General features: G+C 71.6%; 19 protein-coding genes. 10 read left to right on the forward strand and 9 right to left on the reverse strand.

Annotated features, from left to right (window positions below; genetic code table 11):
- Positions 1-105: 105 nt before the first annotated feature.
- Positions 106-1,800 (forward strand): acyl-CoA dehydrogenase family protein, encoded by a 1,695-nt coding sequence (locus tag BLQ62_RS02985; protein ID WP_068564786.1) that lies wholly within the window; start codon positions 106-108, stop codon positions 1,798-1,800.
- On the opposite strand, the gene BLQ62_RS02990 is transcribed toward BLQ62_RS02985, so the two are convergent.
- Positions 1,801-2,592, reverse strand: coding sequence for an RsiV family protein (locus tag BLQ62_RS02990; protein ID WP_068531698.1), 792 nt, complete (start codon positions 2,590-2,592; stop codon positions 1,801-1,803).
- Positions 2,593-2,594: 2 nt separating this feature from the next.
- The gene (locus tag BLQ62_RS02995; RefSeq protein WP_068531842.1) at positions 2,595-5,120 is read right to left on the reverse strand and encodes a penicillin-binding protein; all 2,526 of its coding nucleotides are present in this window, start codon (positions 5,118-5,120) and stop codon (positions 2,595-2,597) included.
- A gap of 245 nt (positions 5,121-5,365) precedes the next feature.
- Here BLQ62_RS02995 and BLQ62_RS03000 point away from each other — a divergent pair, with 245 nt between their 5' ends.
- Positions 5,366-5,677 (forward strand): WhiB family transcriptional regulator, encoded by a 312-nt coding sequence (locus tag BLQ62_RS03000; protein ID WP_068531696.1) that lies wholly within the window; start codon positions 5,366-5,368, stop codon positions 5,675-5,677.
- Between the two features lie 123 nt (positions 5,678-5,800).
- Here BLQ62_RS03000 and bagB read toward each other — a convergent pair whose 3' ends face one another.
- Both bagB and bagA read right to left on the reverse strand, forming a co-directional pair.
- Positions 5,801-6,904, reverse strand: a complete 1,104-nt coding sequence (gene bagB / locus BLQ62_RS03005) for an ArsA family ATPase (RefSeq protein WP_068531694.1) — start codon at positions 6,902-6,904, stop codon at positions 5,801-5,803.
- Positions 6,901-7,941 (reverse strand): ATPase BagA, encoded by a 1,041-nt coding sequence (gene bagA / locus BLQ62_RS03010; protein WP_414929906.1) that lies wholly within the window; start codon positions 7,939-7,941, stop codon positions 6,901-6,903. The genes bagB and bagA overlap by 4 nt, the downstream gene beginning before the upstream one ends.
- A 139-nt stretch (positions 7,942-8,080) precedes the next feature.
- On the opposite strand from bagA, the gene sp36 reads away from it, so the two are divergent.
- From sp36 to BLQ62_RS03025, 4 genes are read left to right on the forward strand one after another with little or no spacing between them, the layout of a single operon-like run.
- A complete protein-coding gene (gene sp36, locus BLQ62_RS23680) occupies positions 8,081-8,245 on the forward strand; it encodes a Sp36 family protein (RefSeq protein WP_165824342.1) in 165 nt (54 codons plus the stop codon).
- Positions 8,242-8,706 carry a RidA family protein gene (locus BLQ62_RS03015; protein ID WP_068531692.1) on the forward strand — a complete coding sequence of 155 codons (465 nt, stop codon included), beginning with the start codon at positions 8,242-8,244 and terminating at the stop codon, positions 8,704-8,706. The genes sp36 and BLQ62_RS03015 overlap by 4 nt, the downstream gene beginning before the upstream one ends.
- Complete coding sequence (locus BLQ62_RS03020) at positions 8,703-9,518, forward strand: MBL fold metallo-hydrolase (protein ID WP_068564785.1); 816 nt, start codon at positions 8,703-8,705, stop codon at positions 9,516-9,518. The genes BLQ62_RS03015 and BLQ62_RS03020 overlap by 4 nt, the downstream gene beginning before the upstream one ends.
- A 6-nt stretch (positions 9,519-9,524) precedes the next feature.
- Complete coding sequence (locus tag BLQ62_RS03025) at positions 9,525-10,667, forward strand: PrpF domain-containing protein (protein WP_068531688.1); 1,143 nt, start codon at positions 9,525-9,527, stop codon at positions 10,665-10,667.
- A gap of 78 nt (positions 10,668-10,745) precedes the next feature.
- Here BLQ62_RS03025 and BLQ62_RS03030 read toward each other — a convergent pair whose 3' ends face one another.
- A complete protein-coding gene (locus BLQ62_RS03030) occupies positions 10,746-11,420 on the reverse strand; it encodes a Crp/Fnr family transcriptional regulator (protein WP_068523121.1) in 675 nt (224 codons plus the stop codon).
- 231 nt (positions 11,421-11,651) lie between these two features.
- Positions 11,652-11,867: a hypothetical protein gene (locus BLQ62_RS03035; RefSeq protein ID WP_068531685.1), complete on the reverse strand. Its 216-nt coding sequence runs from the start codon at positions 11,865-11,867 to the stop codon at positions 11,652-11,654.
- Between the two features lie 75 nt (positions 11,868-11,942).
- Here BLQ62_RS03035 and nth point away from each other — a divergent pair, with 75 nt between their 5' ends.
- From nth to BLQ62_RS03055, 4 genes are read left to right on the forward strand one after another with little or no spacing between them, the layout of a single operon-like run.
- Positions 11,943-12,713 carry an endonuclease III gene (gene nth, locus BLQ62_RS03040; protein ID WP_082756285.1) on the forward strand — a complete coding sequence of 257 codons (771 nt, stop codon included), beginning with the start codon at positions 11,943-11,945 and terminating at the stop codon, positions 12,711-12,713.
- Positions 12,710-13,387, forward strand: a complete 678-nt coding sequence (locus BLQ62_RS03045; protein ID WP_068564778.1) for a TlpA family protein disulfide reductase — start codon at positions 12,710-12,712, stop codon at positions 13,385-13,387. The genes nth and BLQ62_RS03045 overlap by 4 nt, the downstream gene beginning before the upstream one ends.
- Positions 13,384-14,094: an NUDIX hydrolase gene (locus tag BLQ62_RS03050; RefSeq protein ID WP_068531682.1), complete on the forward strand. Its 711-nt coding sequence runs from the start codon at positions 13,384-13,386 to the stop codon at positions 14,092-14,094. The genes BLQ62_RS03045 and BLQ62_RS03050 overlap by 4 nt, the downstream gene beginning before the upstream one ends.
- On the forward strand, positions 14,091-15,284 hold the full coding sequence (locus tag BLQ62_RS03055) for a MarP family serine protease (protein WP_068564776.1): 1,194 nt from the start codon (positions 14,091-14,093) through the stop codon (positions 15,282-15,284). The genes BLQ62_RS03050 and BLQ62_RS03055 overlap by 4 nt, the downstream gene beginning before the upstream one ends.
- A gap of 25 nt (positions 15,285-15,309) precedes the next feature.
- Here the strand turns inward: BLQ62_RS03055 and BLQ62_RS03060 are convergent, their stop codons facing one another.
- The 3 genes from BLQ62_RS03060 to nhaA are packed head-to-tail and all read right to left on the reverse strand — an operon-like array spanning position 15,310 to position 18,037.
- On the reverse strand, positions 15,310-16,275 hold the full coding sequence (locus tag BLQ62_RS03060; RefSeq protein ID WP_068564773.1) for an alpha/beta fold hydrolase: 966 nt from the start codon (positions 16,273-16,275) through the stop codon (positions 15,310-15,312).
- 24 nt (positions 16,276-16,299) lie between these two features.
- Positions 16,300-16,785, reverse strand: coding sequence for a phage holin family protein (locus BLQ62_RS03065; protein ID WP_068531676.1), 486 nt, complete (start codon positions 16,783-16,785; stop codon positions 16,300-16,302).
- Positions 16,786-16,822: 37 nt separating this feature from the next.
- Positions 16,823-18,037: a Na+/H+ antiporter NhaA gene (gene nhaA, locus BLQ62_RS03070; RefSeq protein WP_068531674.1), complete on the reverse strand. Its 1,215-nt coding sequence runs from the start codon at positions 18,035-18,037 to the stop codon at positions 16,823-16,825.
- Positions 18,038-18,091: the final 54 nt, after the last annotated feature.

The following is an 18,091-nucleotide window of genomic DNA, read 5'->3' on the forward strand; positions in this document are numbered from 1 at the left end:
GAAACCGGGTCGAATCTCGATCAGAACCCGCTCTGGCGATTCTGAGTGAGAATCGGCCCGGTTTCGGAATCCGATGGCATTGCAGATCTAGTGCGACTGTCGGGAATGTGTAACACTGAGGGAAACGCACCGCCGATCGAAGGAGCCGTCGTGCCCACCCACGAAGTGACCAACCAGGTGCCGCCGCTGCTGGATTTCAACACCGCCGAGATGCCGATGATCGCGGACGCGCTGCGTCGCGCCCACGTCGACGCACCGCAGCTGGACGCGATCCACGCCCTCGGCGCCCTCGCCGGTACGGCCGAGGCGCTGGAGTGGGGAGATCTCGCCGAGGCGCACCCGCCCGTGCTGAAGACCCACGACCGGTACGGCAACCGCATCGACGAGGTGGTCTACGACCCGGCCTACCACCGGCTGATGCAGGTCGCCGTCGAGCACGGACTGCACGCCGCGCCCTGGGCCGAGACCGACCCGAACGCGCACCTGGTGCGCGCCGCGAAGTTCAGCGTGTGGGGCCACGTCGACGCGGGCCACGGCTGCCCCATCTCCATGACCTACGCGGTGGTGCCCGCGCTGCGCGCCAACGCCGACCTCGCCGCGCAGTACGAGCCGCTGCTCACCGCCAAGGAGTACGACTTCGGGCTGCGCGCCCCGCTGGGCAAGCGCGGCCTCATCGCCGGCATGTCCATGACGGAGAAGCAGGGCGGCTCCGACGTGCGGGCCAACACCACCCGTGCGATCCCGCAATCCGATGGGACGTACCGGATCACGGGCCACAAGTGGTTCACCTCCGCGCCCATGTCCGACCTGTTCCTCACGCTCGCGCAGACGGAATCGGGAGTCTCCTGCTTCTTCATCCCGCGCGTGCTGCCCGACGGGACGCGCAACGTCTTCGCCCTGCAGCGACTCAAGGACAAGCTGGGCAACCACTCCAACGCCAGCAGCGAGGTCGAGTACGACGAGACCGTCGGCTGGCTGGTGGGCGAGGAGGGGCGCGGCGTGCGCACCATCGTCGAGATGGTCAACATGACGCGGCTCGACTGCGTGCTCGGCACCGCCACCGGCATGCGAGCCGGGCTCGCGCAGGCCGCGCATCACGCGGCGCATCGGAAGGCCTTCGGCGCGAACCTGATCGACCAGCCGCTCATGCGCAACGTGCTCGCCGATCTTGCTGTGGAGGCCGAGGGCGCCACCGCCGCCGGCCTGTGGCTGGCCGGGCTCACCGACCGCTCCGTCGCGGGCGACGAGGACGCCTCGCTGCTGCGCCGGATCGCGCTGGCCGTCACCAAGTACCACGTGTGCAAGCGCGGCCCGATCCACGCCGCCGAGGCGCTGGAGTGCCTGGGCGGCAACGGGTACATCGAGGACTCGCGCCTGCCGCGGCTCTACCGCGAGGCGCCGCTGCTCTCCGTGTGGGAGGGCTCGGGCAATGTCGCGGCGCTGGACGTGCTGCGCGCCATGGGGCGTGAGCCGCAGACCGTCGCGGCGTTCTTCGCCGAGCTCGACGCCGCCACCGGTGCCGATGCGGTCTACGACGAGGCCGTCGCGAAGCTCAAGGGCGCGTTCGGCGCGCTCGACCTCACCGATCAGGTCGCGATGCAGTTCGGCGCTCGCCGCCTCATCGGCGACATGGCTGCGGCGCTGCAGGGTTCGCTCCTGGTGCGCTACGGGCACCCCGCCGTCGCCGACGCCTACACCCGCACCCGGCTCGCCGGCGACCGCGGCGACGTCTTCGGCACCCTGCCGCAGGGCGTCGACACGGCCGCCATCCTCGATCGGGTCACCCCGAAGATCGGCTGATCAGGCGGTGAGTACCGGCCACATGGCCGGTGCGATCACGTCTTTCAGCTCCGCCCACGGCACCGTGAAGCCGCGGTAGTCGCCCTCGGCGTGCGTGACGCCGGCGAAGACGGTCAGTCCCTCATCGGTCGGGATCCAGTTCGCCAGGTCGCGCTCGGGTTCCGAGACGAAGACGGACGTGCCGGCCTCCTGTGCCCGCTGCTTCACCAGCTCGGCGAGTCGCGACAGCCCGGTGTCCGGCGCGGTGAACAGGTCCGTCAGCAGGACCGGGCGCGCGGTCCCGGTCGCGATGACGACGGTGCCGATCACGTTGGTCGGGTGCGCTCCGCCCGAGATGTACCCGTTGGTGAGCAGCACGCCGGCGACCACACCCGGCCCGAGCCGCGTGACGCCGGAGCGGCGGCCGTCGGCGAGGCGGCCGTCCTCGACGGTCATGGTCCCCGGGGTCTGTTCCGGCACGCGCAGGTGGTCGTCGAGCGAGGCCCGCATCGACGCGTTGAACTTCTCGGTGACCGCGGTCGACCCGCCGGAGAGCGTCGGGACGCCCACATCGAAGGTCACCGGGCCCCGCGTTCCCGCGCGCCGGTCCGTGCCCGCGACGTACGCGCCCGGCGCGGGCGCCGTCACCGTCGGCGCGGTGGCGGCGGGCGAACCGCTCGTCGGGCCCGTGGAGACCTCGACGGAACCGGCGGACGCGCCGGTGGTCTCGGCGGCGGGCGCATCCCGATCGCCGCAGGCCGTCACCGTCACCCCGACGGCGACGAGTGCTGCGACGATCCGGCGGGCCCGCATCGTCAGTTCCCCGGAGGCTGCGGCGCGGGCGTCTGCACCGGGCCACCGCCCTGGCCGCCCTGGCCCGGGATGGTGAACTGGCCGAAGCCGGGGATCGTGATCGTGGTGCCGCCCGGACCCGTCTGCACGCCCGGCAGCGACGGGCTGGACGGCGCCGGGGCGATGCCGTTCGACAGGTTCAGCGTGATCGTCGATCCCGGCTGGGTGAAGCCCGACGGCGAGGTCGAGACGACGGTGCCCTTCGCCGCGGAGTTGTTCACGTACGCGACGGTGGTCTTGAAGCCGGCCGCCTGCACCCGGGACTCGGCCACCGACTGGCTCAGGCCGATCACGTTGGGGATCTTGCCGGGCCCGAAGCCGTCCTTGTACTTCGGATCGACGGGCGGCAGCGCCACGGGGCCGTAGATGGTGGACACCGGCTTGAGGCCGTTGTACCAGGCCAGCGCCGGCTCGTTGCCGCCGTAGACGTTGCCCTCGCCGCACGGACGCAGCGGGCTGGTGCAGATCGGGCCGGGGGAGTTGCCGTCGTTGTAGACGTAGCTGGCACCGGCGTACTGATTCGTGTACGCGAGGAAGGCCGAGGAGCGGAAGGTCTCCGTGGTGCCCGTCTTACCGGCCAGCGGGAGCGTCCACCCGGCGCGCGACGCGGACCCGGCCGAGGTGCCGGCGCCGCGGTCGTCGGCGCTGAGCGCGTTCGCGAGCGTGTTCGCGAGGCCCTTGTCGATGACCTGCTCGCACTTCTCCGACTTGTACGGCACCGGGATGGTCTCGGGCTTGCCGTCGGCGCCGAGCGTCTGGATGCCGTCGCTGTTGCGCTTGGGCTGCGTGATCGACTGCACCGGGTTCGCCGGGCACCACACGCCGCCGGAGGCGAGCGTCGCGGCCACGTTGGTCAGCTCCAGCGCGCTCACCGCGGTGGGGCCGAGCGTGAACGAGGCCAGGTTCTGCTTCTTGAACATGTCGGCGAGGCTGTCGTTGCCGAAGCCGGAACTGCCGGGCTGGGTGTAGGAGCGCAGGCCCAGCTTGACCGCCATGTCGACCACCGGGGCCACGCCGACCTGCTCGATCAGCTTGACGAACGGGGTGTTCGGCGACGTGGCGAGTGCCTGCGTCAGCGACATCGACGACGGGTACGTGCCCGCGTTCTTCACGCAGTACGAATCGGCCGGGCACCCGGCGTAACCGCCGTGGCCCATGCCCTTGACCGACACCGTCGACGGTACGTTGACGTTGGTGTCCAGGCCCATGCCCTTCTCCATCGCCGCGGCGACGGTGAAGATCTTGAAGGTCGAGCCGGCACCGTCGCCGACCTGGGCGAAGGGCTCCGGCTGGACGGTCTCCCGCTTGTTCACGTCCAGGCCGTACACGCGCGAGGAGTTCATCGCGACGATGTCGTGCGAATTCTCCCCCGGCTTGATCACGTTCATGACCTGCGCGACGTTCGAGAGCGTCGGGCTCGCGGTGTCGTTGAGCGCCGACTGCACCGAGTCCTGCACCCGTGGGTCCAGCGTGGTGCGGATCGTGTACCCGCCCCGCATCACCATCTCCTTGGGCAGGCCGGCCTCGGCGAGGTACTGCAGCACGTAGTCGCAGAAGTAGCCGCGGTTGGCGACGGCGGAGATGCAGCCGCCGGGCAGTGTGTTGGGCCGGGGCAGCACGCCCAGCGGGGCGTTCTTGGCCGCGCGGTACTCGTCCGCCTTGTCCGGGAAGTTCGCCGTCAGGGTGTCGAGCACGACGTTGCGCCGCGCGGTGACGCCCTCGGGGTTCGTGTAGGGGTTCAGCGCGGAGCTGGACTGCACCATGCCGGCGAGCATCGCCGACTCCGGGATGCTCAGCTGCGCGGCGCGCTTGCCGAAGTAGGTCTGGGCCGCCACCTCGATGCCGTACGCGCCGTTGCCGAAGGGAACGAGGTTGAGGTAGCGGGCGAGGATCTGCTCCTTGGCGATCACCTTGGCCCGCGCGTCGTCGACGCCGTGCTCCTCCTTGGCGCGCTCGCTCAGCGTGCGCTCGAGGGTGAGCGCCATGCGCACCTCGCGCAGCTTGCGGGCGGGGGTGGTCTCCGTGGCGGCCCGCCGGTCCGCGTCGGTCTTGGCGAGCACGAGCAGTTGGTAGTTCTTGATGTACTGCTGATCGAGCGTGGACGCGCCCTGCTGCACCTCGCCGGCCGACTGGTTCTTGAGGAAGGCGCGCAACGTGCCCTGGTAGTCGACGCCGTCGTGCTCCATGAAGCGCTTGTCCTCGATGGAGATGATCGAGCGCACCATGTTCGGCGAGATCTGATCGAACGGGACCTGCACGCGACGCTGGTCGTAGAGGTAGGCCATCGGGGCGCCCGTCGTGTCCGCGACCGTCGTGACCTCGGGGACGTGGCCCTCGAGCAGCTCGGAGCTGATGTTGTCGACGGTGTCCGCAGCGCGGTTGGAGATCAGGCCCAGCCCGCCGACGTAGGGGAACAGGACGCCGGCGACCAGCAGTCCGGCCAGCAGGACGCAGCCGGCCAGCTTCGCGATCACTCCGGGTTTCGACACGGTCACCAGGATACGTGCCGACCCGCCGCGAACCGGGACCCCGACGCGCCGACCAGGCGATCGGTACGGGCGTACTGGAATTCTTGGACCACTGTCCGATTAACCTCGGTCCCCGACTTGTTTCCTCCGTGTGATTCAGGTAACACTATTGCAGACGATGTGGCGAGCGCCTCGATCGGCCCCCCGTACACCTCCGGGAGGGCCGGCACCGGGGACGGGCCGCACCACGCGAAAGGGGAAGTCAGATGACAAGTGCTCGGGTTCTGGTCGACGACGAGGATCGCCTGGTTTGGGTCTCCAAGGCGAAGTGCCGTGACGTCGATCCCGACGAGTTGTTCGTGCGCGGTGCGGCGCAGCGCAAGGTCGCCACCATCTGTCGCCACTGCCCCGTGCAGCTCGAATGCGGCGCCGATGCGCTCGACAGTCGCGTGGAGTTCGGCGTCTGGGGCGGGATGACCGAGCGTCAGCGTCGCGCGCTCCTGCGGCAGCACCCCGAGGTCACCAGCTGGCGCGCCTTCTTCGAGGCGCAGCGCGACCGCAAGCGCGTCGCCGGCTGATCCCCGTTCCCGGGGGATCGGGGCCTCGTACCGGTCGACGGTGCGGGGCCCTTTCGTTTGTCCACCTATCGAATTCGCCGGAGCGAGCGCTCCCGAGTGGGCTCGCGCACGCCGGTCGGGGCGCTAGGGCGAACCGATGATCTGCTCGGCGACCGCCTGCAGCGCCTCGAGGTTCGCCACCTCGAACGGCAGCGACGGGACGCCGACCACCGGCACCGTCGGGCATCGTCCGACGAACTCGCCGAGCACCTGCACCTCGCGCGCCGCGATCTCCGCGCGCCACGCGTGCACCCGCAGCAGCCCCTCGGCGGTGGTCGCGGCATCGCCCTCGCCGAGCCGGCCGGCGGCCTCGCGCGCGGGCTCCGCGCCGATCGCGGCCAGCGCGGGATGCGTCCGGTTGACGATCAGCCCGGCCAGCGGCATCGACTCCCCGGCCAGCCGCTCCACGAAGTACGTGGCCTCGCGCAGGGTGTCCTCCTCGGGGGAGGCCACCACCACGAACCGGGTGCTCGGCCGCGCGAGCATCGCGTACGTGCGATCGGCCCGCTCCTGGAATCCGCCGATCAGGGTGTCCATCTGCGCGACGAAACCCGAGGCGTCCGAGAGCATCTGGCTGCCCACGATGGTGGAGACCAGCTTGAGCGCCAGCCCCATCCCGCCGGAGACCATGCGGCCGAACCCGCGGGTCGGACCCGCGATGAGGCGCATCAGGCGCGAGTCCAGGATCGAGCCGAAGCGCTTCGGTGCGTCGAGGAAGTCCAGGGCGTTGCGCGAGGGCGGCGTGTCGACCACCACCAGGTCCCAGCGCTCGTCGGCGGTGAGCTGCCCCAGCTTCTCCATCGCCATGTACTCCTGCGTCCCGGAGAACGACGAGGCCACGGTCTGGTAGAAGGGATTGTCCAGGATCTCCTGCGCGCGAGCGGGATCCGCGTTGGAGGTGACCATCTCGTCGAAGGTCCGCTTCATGTCGAGCATCATCGCGTGCAGCGTGCCGTCGCCGGCGACAGAGACGGCCTGCGGCTCGTTCGTCAGGTCGGCCACGCCGAGTGCCTGGGCGAGTCGTCGCGCGGGGTCGATCGTCAGCACCACGACGCGCCGCCCGTGCTCCGCGGCCCACAGCGCCATCGCCGCCGCGGTGGTGGTCTTGCCCACGCCGCCGCTGCCGCAGCACACGACCACGCGCGTGCCCGGATCCAGCAATTGCGGTCCCAGCTTCAGGTCGATCATCGGACACCCGCCTCGATCAGTGCGCCCGACAACTCGTACACGCCGCCCAGGTCCACGCCGCCCGTGAGCAGCGGCAGCTCCAGCAGGCCGGGCGCGTCCACCGCGCCGAGGTCCGCGCGCGCATCGTCCTGCCCGCGCACGGTGCGCGCGAACTGGATCGTCTCCGTGAGTAGACCGGCGAAGTCCTCGTCCGAGAGCGGCAGCCCGGCGCCGTCGAGCGCGGCGCGCACCTGCGGCCCGTCGACCGTCCCCTCGGCGGCGGCGCGCAGTTCCTCGTCGGAGAGCAACTGCGGGAGCGTCCGGTTCACGATCAACGCGCCCACCTTCAGGTCCAGCGCGTGCAGCTCGCGCACCGCTTCCGCCGTCTCCTGGATCGGCAGCGACTCGAGGAGCGTGACCAGGTGCACGACGGTGTCGGGGGAGTGCAGTAGGCGCACGACCCGGTCGGCCTGGCCCGCGATCGGCCCGGCCTTCGCGATCTCCTTCATCGCCCGCGTCACGTCGAGGAACTTCCCGATCCGGCCGGTGGGCGGGGCGTCCACGACGATCGCGTCGTAGGCGTAGCGCCCGTCCTTGCCCCGGCGCTGCGTGCACTCCATGATCTTGCCGGTGATCAGGATGTCCTTGAGGCCGGGCGCCAGCGTCGTCGCGAACTCGATCGCGCCGATCGACTTGAGCGCTCGCGCCGCGAGCCCCATGCCGTAATTGGTCTTGAGATAGTCGAGGAACGTGGCCTCGACGTCCATCGGCAGCGCGAAGACGGCGCCGCCGCCGTCGGCGTCGGCGATCTTGGACTCGGTCGGGGGAAGCTCGCCCGCCTCGAAGATCGGGGCGATGCCGCCGCGGCCCTCAACCTCGATGAGCAGCACCTTCTTGCCGCCGGAGGCGAGCGCCAGCGCGAGGGCGGAGGCCACCGTCGACTTGCCGGTGCCGCCCTTGCCGGACACGAAGTGCAGCCGCGAATCCCGGAGCCCGTCGGGCCAGGCCGTCCCCGTGTCCTGCGCGACCCCTCCGGGGCCCGCCTCGCTCACCACCACGACCGGAGCATATCCATACCCTCGTGCAGGGCCGGGCCGATAACGTGAACCTCCCCCGGCAATGCGACCGAGAACACGTTCTGCAGTGACGTAGGGATCGCGCCTTCTCCGCCGGGCCCGAGGTCGATAGGGTGTGGACATGAGCGACAAGACCTCGTGGGAGTACTCCACCATCCCCCTGCTGACGCACGCCACCAAGCAGATCCTCGACACCTGGGGCGCCGACGGCTGGGAGCTGGTCACCGTGCTCCCCGGCCCCACCGGCGAGCAGCACGTCGCCTACATGAAGCGGCCGCTCGCGTGACCGCGTCCGAGCGTCTCGCCGAGCTGGGCATCGTCCTGCCGGAGGTCGTGCCGCCGCTCGCCGCGTACGTCCCCGCCACGCAGGTCGGCGACTTCGTCTACACCTCGGGCCAGCTGCCCATGCGCGACGGCGAGCTCGTCGCCCAGGGCAAGGTCAGCGAGAACCGCGAGGGCATCGTGCACCTCGACGACGCGACCTTCGCGGCCCGGCAGTGCGCGCTCAACGCTCTCGCCGCGATTCACGCGCTGGTCGGCATCGACTCGGTCAAGCGCGTCGTCAAGGTCACCGGTTACGTCGCCTCCGCGCCCGGCTTCTCCAACCAGGCGCTGGTGCTCAACGGGGCGTCGCTCCTGATCGGCGAGGTCTTCGGCGACGCGGGCGTGCACGTGCGGTCGGCCGTCGGCGTCGCGGAGCTGCCGCTCGGCGCACCCGTCGAGGTCGAGCTCACGGTCCAGGTATGACGGAGCACCCGGCGCCGGGCACGCTGCGGCAGGTCACGCCCTACGCCGCGGTGATGCTCTGCGACAACCCGTCGGTGATGACCCTCGAGGGCACCAACACGTGGATCCTGCGCGCCCCGGGGCGCGCGGAGGCCGTCGTCGTCGATCCCGGCCCGAAGGGCGAGAAGAAGCATCTCAAGCGGGTCGCGAAGGCCGCCGGCACCGTCGCCCTCACGCTGGTCACGCACCGGCACGGCGACCACACCGGCGCCCTGAAGAAGTGGGAGGAGCGCACCCGCAGCCCCATCCGGGCCTTCTCCGAGAAGTACTGCACCGATTCCGCGACGCCGCTCGTCGGCGGCGAGGTGATCGAGGTGGCGGGGCTGCGGATCGAGGTGGTGCACACGCCCGGCCACACCGCCGACTCGCTGAGCTTCCTCGTCGACGGCGCCGAGGGGGAGCCCGGCGCGCTCGTCTCGGGCGACACGATCCTCGGCCGCGGCACCACTGTGCTCGACGCGAGTGACGGCACGCTCGCCGACTACCTGGGCTCGCTGGAGACGTTGTCGACGGTGGCCGCCGGCCGCGTCCTGCTGCCGGGGCACGGTCCGGACCTGCCCGACGCGGGCCCGGTCGTCACGGCCTACACGGCGCACCGCCAGGACCGTCTGCAACAGGTCCGCGACGCACTGGACGAGCTCGGCGTGCGCGCCGCCGATGCGAAGCCGATGAAGATCGTCAAGCACGTCTACCGCGACGTGGACAAGAAGGCCTGGCCCGCGGCGCGGCAGTCCGTGAAGGTGCAGCTGCAATACCTCGCCGAGCACGGCTGACCCGCCGTGGCGCTGCGCTGGATCGACGCCGTCTTCCTGCGGGGAGGCACCAGCAAGGGCCTGTTCTTCCGGGAGACCGACCTGCCGCCGCCCGGCCCCGAGCGCGACGGGCTGTACCTCCGCGCGCTCGGCTCGCCCGACCCGTTCGGCCGGCAGCTCGACGGCATGGGCGGCGGGCTGTCGTCGCTGTCGAAAGTCGTGGCGGTGCGGGCGAGCGATCGGCCCGGCGTCGATCTGGAGTACACGTTCGGGCAGGCCGCGATCCGCGAGCCGGTGATGGACTACTCCGGCAACTGCGGGAACCTCTCCGCCGCCGTCGTGCCGTTCGCGCTGGGGGCGGGACTGCTCGCGCTCGACGACGGCGACCATGCCGTCGTGGTGCACAACACGAACACCGACAAGTCGCTCCGCGTCCGGCTGACCGTCGTGGGCGGCGCGGCGGCGACCGAGGGCGCGCTCGCGATTCCCGGCGTGCCCGGCACCGGCGCGGCCGTCGAGCTCGAGTACCTCGACCCGGGCGGCGCCCGGACGGGATCCCTGCTGCCCGGCGGCGGCCCGCGGACGCGGCTGCGGTTCGAGGGGCGCGACTATGCGGCGTCGCTGCTGGACGCGGCGACGCCGATGGTCTTCGTCGCGGCGGGGGAACTGGGAGTGACCGGCACCGAGACGCCGGAGGACCTCGACGCGGACGCCGGCCTGCAGGCGCGGCTCGACGGCCTCCGGCGCGCCGGCGCGGTCGCGATGGGACTCGCGGACCGTCCGGAGGAGGCGCCCCTCGCGGTACCCAAGATCGCCGTCGTCGCCGGGCCCCGCGCGACGCGCACGATCGACGGGACGGAGCTACCGGCGGACGCGTCGGACGTGGTCGTGCGGACGATCTCGATGGGGCAGACGCACCGGGCGATCCCCGGCACCGCCGCGCTGGCGGTGGCCGTCGCCGCAGCGGTGCCGGGCTCGCTGGTCGCCGAGGCGGCGTCGCGTGCTGAGGGCGACGTGCGCATCGCCACCCCGTCGGGCGTCGTCACGGCTCGCGCCGTGGTGGCCTCGCGGCCCGACGGGCCGCACGCCGTGACGGCCTCGCTGCTGCGGACGGCCCGGCCCCTCATGCGCGGTCAGGTCGCCGTCCCGGCGGGTGATCCCACCCACTGACGAGAAACGTCCGGTCATTCGTCTCCACGATCGTGGGAACGAACGACCGGACGTTGTCGGATCCGGTGCGGCGCGGGGCTAGCGGGCGCGGCGGGCCAGGCGCTCGGAATCCGTGATCACCACGGACTTGCCCTCGAGCCGCAGCCAGCCGCGGTGGGCGAAGTCGGCCAGCGCCTTGTTCACGGTCTCGCGGGACGCGCCGACGAGCTGCGCGATCTCCTCCTGCGTGAGGTCGTGCGTGACTCGCAGCGCGCCGTTCTCGTGCGTGCCGAAGCGCTGCGCGAGCTGCAGCAGCTGCTTGGCCACGCGGCCGGGAACGTCGGTGAAGATGAGGTCGGCGAGGTTGTTGTTGGTGCGGCGCAGGCGGCGGGCCAGCACGCGCAGCAGCTGCTCGGCGATCTCGGGCCGGTCGCGGATCCACGCGCGCAGCGCCTCGCGGTCCATCGTCATCGCGCGGACCTCGGTGATGCAGGTGGCACTCGACGTGCGCGGGCCCGGGTCGAAGATGGACATCTCGCCGAACATGTCCGACGGGCCCATCACCGACAGCAGGTTCTCCCGGCCGTCCGGCGAGCGGCGGCCGAGCTTCACCTTGCCCGAGAGAATGATGTACAGCCGGTCACCGGGCTCGCCCTCGTTGAAGATGACGTGCCCGCGGGGGTAGTCGACCTCGTGCAGATCCTTGGTGAGCGCATCGACTGCGCCCGGCTCGACACCCTGAAAAATGCCGGCCCGCGCCAGGACCTCGTCCACGGGGTACCTCGTTCCTTGATCGACGATCCGTCGCGTGCGGAGATGCCGCGACCTGAAGTGTGAGTTTATGCAGCGGTCCGCGCAGATGTGGGAAATCGCACAGACGACTAACCGAAAGACTACCCGTTCACATGTCGAACGGCACGCCGGCGTTCCCCGTACCGTCCGAGTCGGGCCGGAACCGACCGCGATGCGCCGGCGCCCCGGGCGGCCGGACACCGGTGCCGGCACTCAACTGGCGCGACGCTCCGTGCCGCCGTCGAGGTCGAGGCTGTCGACGGCCTTCGGCAGGCCGATCCGGGCCAGCGTCTCGACGTCCGGCGCCTCGTCGTCCCCGGCGACGGGTGGCACGACGGGCTCGGCCGTCACCCGTGCCTCGATACGCTCCATGGCCAACGCGAACAGCATCAGCACCACCGGGAACAGCAACCCGAGCAATCCTTGCATGCCGGACAGTAAACACAGCCAAGGTCTCGATACGGCAACGATGACGTCTGCGCACCGTCGTTAGAATCGGATCCCATGCCCCCGGAGTCGGAAACCCACCTCGGACTGGTGCGGCGCGCCCGGAGGATGAATCGGACACTCGCCGCCGCCTTCCCCCATGTGTACTGCGAACTCGACTTCACCGATCCGCTCGAGCTCTCGGTCGCCACGATCCTCTCCGCGCAGTGCACCGACGTGCGCGTGAATCAAGTCACACCGGCCCTGTTCGCGCGCTACCGCACCGCCGCCGACTACGCCGGGGCGAACCGCGCCGAGCTCGAGGAGTACATCCGCTCGACGGGCTTCTACCGCAACAAGGCCACGTCGATCATGGGGCTCGGGCAGGCCCTCGTGGACCGCTTCGACGGCGAGGTGCCGCGCACGATGAAGGAGCTGGTGACACTGCCCGGCTTCGGCCGCAAGACCGCCAACGTGATCCTCGGCAACGCCTTCGACGTCCCCGGGATCACCGTCGATACGCACTTCTCCCGGCTCGTGCACCGCTGGGAGTGGACGCAGGAGAACGATCCGGTGAAGATCGAGCACGCCGTCGGCGAGCTGATCCCCCGCAAGGAGTGGACGCTGCTGAGCCACCGCGTGATCTTCCACGGCCGCCGCGTCTGCCACGCCCGCAAGCCCGCCTGCGGCGTCTGCGTGCTCGCCAAGGACTGCCCCGCCTTCGGGACCGGGCCGATCGACCCCGTCGAGGCCGCGGAGCTGGTCAAGGGCCCCGAACGTGAGCACCTGCTCGAGATCGCGCCGCCTCCGCCGCGGCGCCGGCGCGCCCCGACGGGAGCGGCGCGATGACGGGCCCCGAGCGCGATCCCGCGCCTCTGCTGCCGGGCGAGCGCCCGAGCCGCATCCCGGCGAGCGTGCGCTGGCTCGTCGTGTGCGCGATCGTCGCGCTCGCGCTGGGCGTGGCCATCTGGCCCCGCGGTGACGACGGTGCCACCCCGGCCGGGCCCTCCGCGGCGCCGTCGACCAGCGCGAGCCCCGGACAGCTGGCGGACGCGCGTATCCGCGCCGCCCTGCCGCCGTGCCCCGCCGGGATCGGCGCGACCGCACTGGCCGGCAAGCCCCTGACCTGCCTCGGCGACGGTGCCCCCGTCGATCTGGCGGCCGCGGGCGGCAAGCCCGTGCTGCTCAACATCTGGGCCTGGTGGTGCGGTCCGTGCCGCGTCGAGTTGCCCGTGCTCGCCGAGGTCGCGGCCCGCGCGGGGGACCGGCTGGGTGTGCTCGGCGTGCACGCCGACCCGAACGCCGTCGCCGGTCTCGACCTGCTGGCCGAGCTGAAGGTCGCGCTGCCGACGGTGCAGGACCCGCAGGGCGTCGTCGCCACTACCCTCGGCGCGCCCCGGGCGTACCCCGTGACCGTTCTGTTGCGCGCCGATGGCACTGTGGCCGGTGTGCACGCCCAACCCTTCACCTCCGTCGACGAGGTCGCGGACCTGCTGCGCACCGAGCTGGGGGTGACCCTGTGACGGCGCCGCGGTGGCTCGATCCGCTGCTCGGCAACCTCGGCGACATCGCGGGAGAGCTGGAGCACCGCGGCGGCGCCGTCGCCGCCCTGCAGCGCGTGCGCAACCCGCGCCGGGCCTCGGTCCTCATCCTCTTCGACGGCGACCCGTCCGCGGCCGGGGCGGGCCCGCCCGAGGACGCGACGGTGCTGCTCACCCAGCGCGCCTCGGCGATGCGCCAGCACGCGGGGCAGGTGGCCTTCCCCGGCGGCGCCCGCGATCCGGAGGACGCGGACGACGTGGCGGTCGCGCTGCGCGAGGCCGAGGAGGAGACGGGGCTGGACCCCGCCGCCGTCCAGGTGCTCGCCGAGCTCGACCCGATCGAGGTCCCGGTCTCGGGCTTCCGCGTGGTGCCCGTGATCGGCTTCGCCGCCAGTCCGCCCGACGTGCGCGCCGTCGATCCCGCGGAGACCGCACTGGTCCGGCGCGTGCCGCTCGCCGAGCTCATCGATCCGGCGCACCGGTTCATGGTGCGCAAGTCCTTCTACCGCGGTCCCGCCTTCGCCGCCGGGCCGATGCTGGTCTGGGGCTTCACCGGCGGGCTGTTGAACGCGCTGATCAGCGCCGCGGGCTGGGAGCGGCCCTGGAACACCGACGACGTGCGGCCGCTCACCGACGAGGTGCACGCCGCCGCGGCGCGCGCCCAGAACTGGCAGGAGAGCCCTCGATGACCGGTTCGACCTGGGTCGACGTGGTCGTCGTCGTCCTGATGATCCTGGCCGCCGTCTCCGGCTACCGGCAGGGAGCGGCGGCCTCGGTGCTCGCCTTCATCGGCGTCGTGCTCGGCGCCGCGGCCGGCGTGCTGCTCGCACCGCACGTGCTCGACTCCGTCGGCGACGCCAAGGGGCGGCTGCTGCTGGGCGTCGGCCTGCTGGCCGGGCTGGTGATCATCGGCGAGCTCTCGGGCATGGTGCTCGGGCGGGCGGTGCGCAGTTCGATCCGCAGCACCGGCCTGCGCACCGTCGACTCCGGTGTCGGCGCCGTGGTGCAGGTCGGCGCACTGCTCGTGGCCGCCTGGCTGGTGGCGATCCCGCTGACCTCGGCGGCCGCCCCGCAGATCTCCCGCTCCGTCAACGGCTCCGCCGTACTCGGTGCTGTCAACGAGTTCGCGAAGGTCGTCGGCGCCGACGGGCTGCCGCAGAAGTTCTCCGCGATCATCGACGACTCCGGCCTGCCGCAGGCGCTGGGGCCGTTCGTCAACACCCCCGTGGTCAGCGTCGAGGCGCCGGACCGGATGGACTTCACCGACCCGGCGGTGCAGCGCGTCCGCTCGTCCGTGGTCCGGATCGACGGCCAGGCGCCCTCGTGCAGTCGCGCGCTGGAGGGCACGGGCTTCGTCGCCACTCCGGGCCGCGTGGTCACCAACGCCCACGTCGTCGCCGGCACGCGCAGCGTGCAGGTCACCGTCGACGGGACCACGAAGTACAGTGCGCAGGTCGTCTACTTCGACGCCCAGACCGACGTCGCGGTGCTCGAGGTGCCGGGCCTGAAGGCCACGCCGCTGCGCATCGTCTTCAACGGCGCCAAGCCCGGCGATCCGGGCTTCGTGCTCGGCTACCCGGGCGGCGGCCCGCTGACCCTGTCCTCGTCGCGCGTGCGCAGCCAGCAGACCCTCGAGGGGCGCAACATCTACCGCGACGCCCAGGTCCGGCGCGACGTCTACCTGCTCCGCGGCCAGGTGCGTCCCGGCAACTCGGGCGGACCCGTCTTCGACCGCGAGGGCAACGTGGTCGGCGTGATCTTCGGTGTGGCCGTGGACGACGCCGACACCGCCTTCGCCCTCACGGCCAAGCAGGTCGAGCCCGCGCTGAGGGCGACCGCGACCGAGGGCGTCTCGACGGGGGCCTGCGTCAACCGCTGACGCACCGGACGGGCCGGTCCGGGGGTCAGGGCAGCAGCCGGGGCCCGGGCAGGCCCGCGAGGAAGTCCACGAGCTGCGGCCCGACGGTGCCGGGCGCCTCCTCGTGCGCGTAGTGACCGGCGCCCTCGACGGCCCGCACCCGGTAGTCCGTGGCCCAGTCGTGGCTGGAGTACACGGGCTGGGGGAGCACGTACGGGTCCTGCTCGCCGCGGAAGGCGAGGACGGGGATGTGCAGCCGCTGGTTCATACTGCTCAGGAATCGGCTGCCGTCCGGGCGGAACTGGCTGCGCCACGCCCAGCGGGCGTATTCGAGGGCGCTGTGCGCCGTGCCGGGGATCCGGATGGCGCTGCGGTAGTGCGCGATCGCCTCGGTGTAGTCCTCGGTGCCGCGCCAGGCGGCGCCGCTGCGGGCGGCGTAGAGGGCGCCGATCTCGGCACCGTCGTCGCGGGTGAGCCGGTCCTCGGCGACGCGGGGCAGCTGCGCGAACGTGATGGGGCCCAGCATCGCCGAGCGCTGGTCCTTGTTGCGCAGCGCCGAGCGCTTGAGCGCGATCGGGTGCGGCGAGGAGATCACGGCGATGGCCGAGACCACGCGGGGATGCAGTGTGGCGGTGGCCCAGCAGCCGAGGCCGCCCTCGCCGTGGCCGACGATCGCCGCCGACGTGTGGCCCAGCGCGCGGATCAGGCCCGCGACATCGCCGGAGAGCGTCCAGCCGTCGTAACCGCGGGGCGGCTTGTCGCTGTCGCCGTAGCCACGCAGGTCGACGGCGACGGCGCGGTAGCCGGCCCCGTGCAGGTGCGGTAGCAGGTGCCGCCAGCTCCACCAGAACCCGCCGAAGCCGTGCAGCAGCACCACCAGCGGCCGGTCGTGGGCGAGCCCCTCGCCCGCGGGCCGGTACTCGACGGCGTGCAGCCGGATGCCGTTGGCGCGCACGTCGAGATGCTCCCAGGGGCCGGGGAACCGGACGCTCGACGGATCTGGTCTGGTCACCGAAGGTGCCTCAGGGTCGTGCGGTCAGCGTCGCGCGACGGCGTCCGCCGCCTCGTGCTCGCCCGGGGAGAGCAGCGACTGCGACTGCTTGAGCGAGGCGATGGTCTTCTGCGGGCCGCGGATGCGCTTGACCTTGCGGTAGCCGAGGAAGGCCGCGATCCCGGCCACGATCAGCATCAGGACGAAGACGATCAGCGACGCCGCCCACATCGGCAGCCACACGTTGAGCAGCCACGTGAGGAAGAAGAAGAAGAAGAACGACGAGTACAGCGCCACGACGCCGGCGACGGCGAAGAACGCCGAGCCGGTGGCCGCCTTCTTCACGTCCTGCATCGTCTCGGCCTTGGCCAGCTCGACCTCGGCGCGCACCAGGGAGGAGACCTGCGCCGAGGCGTCCCGCACGAGACTGCCGATGGTCGGATCGCCCGATGCGGTCACGTTGGGATCGGTGAGCGGGATCGCGGAGAGCGTCCGCGGGGTCCCGCCGGTGGGCGTGCTGTCCAAGCTCACTGTCGTCCTCCTCTAGTTGTAGTCATCGTGCCAGAGGTCACCCTTGTTCGTGCGCCCGACCACGCCGGAGGAGCAGCAACGCCCCCAGCACCGACGCGACGAGCGAGGTGAGCAGCACCGCCGCCTTGGCCAGATCGGCCTCGCCCGGTGGCAGTGCGAGCTCCGCGACCAGCAGGCTCACGGTGAAGCCGATCGCGCCGAGCACACTGAGCGCCAGGATGTCCCGGTTGTCGAGCCCCTCGGGCCGATCGGCCAGCCGGAGCTTGACGGCGAGGATGCTCGAGCCGGAGATGCCGATGATCTTGCCGAAGAACAGCCCGATCATGATGCCCAGTGCGAGCTCGTCGGTGAACAGCTCGCGGAAGACCTCCCCGTTGACGGCGACCCCGGAGGCGAAGAAGGCGAAGATGGGGACGCAGACCAGTGCGGAGAAGGGCTGGATGCGGTGCTCGAGCCGCTCCGCGGGCGATTCGTGCTCACCGGGATCGGGCTTGACGCGGGTCAGCAGGCCGAGGGCGACGCCGGCGATGGTGGCGTGCACGCCCGACTGCAGCATGGCCACCCACACCACGATCGCGATGGGGACGTAGTACAGGGGCGTGGTGATCCGACGGTGCTGCCCGAACCAGTACAGCGCGCAGCCGACGCCCGCCACGGCGAGCCAGCCGACCTTGAGATCGGCGGCGAAGAGCACCGCGATGACGGCGATGGCGATGAGGTCGTCGACCACCGCCAGCCCGAGCAGGAAGACCCGGGCACCCGACGGCAGCCGGGAACCGATGAGCGAGAGGATGCCCAGCGCGAAGGCGATGTCGGTGGCGATGGGGATGGCCCAGGCACTGTCGATGTACGGGGTGTCGCGCGCGATCGTGAAGGCGATGACCGCGGGCACCACGACGCCGCCCACCGCGCAGAGCACGGGCAGCGCGGCGCCGCGCAGCGTGGACAGCTCGCCCACCACCAGCTCGCGCTTGAGCTCGAGCCCGGCGACGAAGAAGAAGATCGCCAGCAGGCCGTCCTTGGCCCAATCGGCCAGCGTCAGCTTCAGGTGCAGCGAGTGCCCGAAGATCGTCCAGTCGTCGCTGCCGAGGGTGATCTCGGCGAGATGGGTGTAGCTCTCCGACCAGGGGGAGTTGGCCCATAGGAGTGCGATCGCCGCTGCGATGAGAAGGGCTGTGCCGCCGACCGTCTCAGTGCGCAGGAAGCGGACCAACGCCCGTGATGCCCGGAACCGGGGCGGTGCGTCGTTCATTCGTCGACGGTACCGCAGGTGGTCGTCGTGATCCGGGTCACCGCCGGAGGGTGT

The organism is Tsukamurella pulmonis (assembly GCF_900103175.1).
In the GTDB taxonomy this organism is placed as follows: domain Bacteria; phylum Actinomycetota; class Actinomycetes; order Mycobacteriales; family Mycobacteriaceae; genus Tsukamurella; species Tsukamurella pulmonis.

Bases quoted from the DNA above. Each gene is read 5' to 3' on its own strand.
- bagB (WP_068531694.1), bottom strand. From the start codon at position 6,904: ATGATCGACCTGAAGCTGGGACCGCAATTGCTGGATCCGGGCACGCGC.
- nth (WP_082756285.1), top strand. From the start codon at position 11,943: ATGCCCCCGGAGTCGGAAACCCACCTCGGACTGGTGCGGCGCGCCCGG.
- BLQ62_RS03000 (WP_068531696.1), top strand. From the start codon at position 5,366: ATGACAAGTGCTCGGGTTCTGGTCGACGACGAGGATCGCCTGGTTTGG.
- BLQ62_RS03020 (WP_068564785.1), top strand. From the start codon at position 8,703: ATGACGGAGCACCCGGCGCCGGGCACGCTGCGGCAGGTCACGCCCTAC.
- BLQ62_RS03055 (WP_068564776.1), top strand. From the start codon at position 14,091: ATGACCGGTTCGACCTGGGTCGACGTGGTCGTCGTCGTCCTGATGATC.
- BLQ62_RS03035 (WP_068531685.1), bottom strand. From the start codon at position 11,867: ATGCAAGGATTGCTCGGGTTGCTGTTCCCGGTGGTGCTGATGCTGTTC.
- BLQ62_RS03045 (WP_068564778.1), top strand. From the start codon at position 12,710: ATGACGGGCCCCGAGCGCGATCCCGCGCCTCTGCTGCCGGGCGAGCGC.
- nhaA (WP_068531674.1), bottom strand. From the start codon at position 18,037: ATGAACGACGCACCGCCCCGGTTCCGGGCATCACGGGCGTTGGTCCGC.
- sp36 (WP_165824342.1), top strand. From the start codon at position 8,081: ATGAGCGACAAGACCTCGTGGGAGTACTCCACCATCCCCCTGCTGACG.
- BLQ62_RS02985 (WP_068564786.1), top strand. From the start codon at position 106: ATGTGTAACACTGAGGGAAACGCACCGCCGATCGAAGGAGCCGTCGTG.
- BLQ62_RS02990 (WP_068531698.1), bottom strand. From the start codon at position 2,592: ATGCGGGCCCGCCGGATCGTCGCAGCACTCGTCGCCGTCGGGGTGACG.